Consider the following 591-nt stretch of genomic DNA (forward strand, 5'->3'; position numbering starts at 1 on the left):
CTACAGCGCCGAGCGCGTCGACGCGGCCTGCCGGCGCGGCATTCTGATCAAGGCGCGATCCGTCGCCTCGATCCGCTCCATCCTCCAGAACGGCCTGGATCGCACCTTTCTCGACGAGCCCTCCGAACCCCAACCCCTGCGCCACGGCAACATCCGCGGCCGGGATTATTTCCACTGAAGCCAAGGAGACCTGTATGCTCAACCATCCCACCCACGAACGCCTGATCGAGCTCGGCTTGAGCGGCATGGCCAAGGCCTTCGAGGAGCAGCGCCGATCACCTGATCTCGAAGCCTTGCCGTTCGAAGATCGCATCGGCCTGCTGGTCGACCGGGAAGCCGCGGAACGCGACACCAGGCGGCTCACCACGCGCCTCAAGCTGGCCGCGCTCCGCCAGAATGCCTGCGTGGAGGACGTCGATTTGCGCACGCCGCGGGGGATCGACCGGGCCGTCTTCGCCAAGCTCGTCAGCGGCGACTGGATCGATCGCCACGAGAATTTGCTCATAACCGGAGCGACCGGATTGGGCAAAAGTTGGTTAGCCTGTGCCCTCGGCCACAAGGCCTGCCGCGACAATCGCTCGGTTCTCTATC

General features: G+C 65.0%; 1 protein-coding gene and 1 pseudogene. Both read left to right on the forward strand.

Annotation, left to right across the window (positions count from 1 at the left end):
• A pseudogene (locus CWO89_RS45055) lies at positions 1-178 on the forward strand (IS21 family transposase); the annotation flags it as partial.
• Between the two features lie 16 nt (positions 179-194).
• Positions 195-591, forward strand: a 397-nt coding sequence (locus tag CWO89_RS45060) for an ATP-binding protein (protein WP_207234734.1), incomplete at its 3' end; no start/stop codon positions are given.

Source organism: Bradyrhizobium sp. Leo170, assembly GCF_004296405.1.
GTDB lineage: Bacteria > Pseudomonadota > Alphaproteobacteria > Rhizobiales > Xanthobacteraceae > Bradyrhizobium.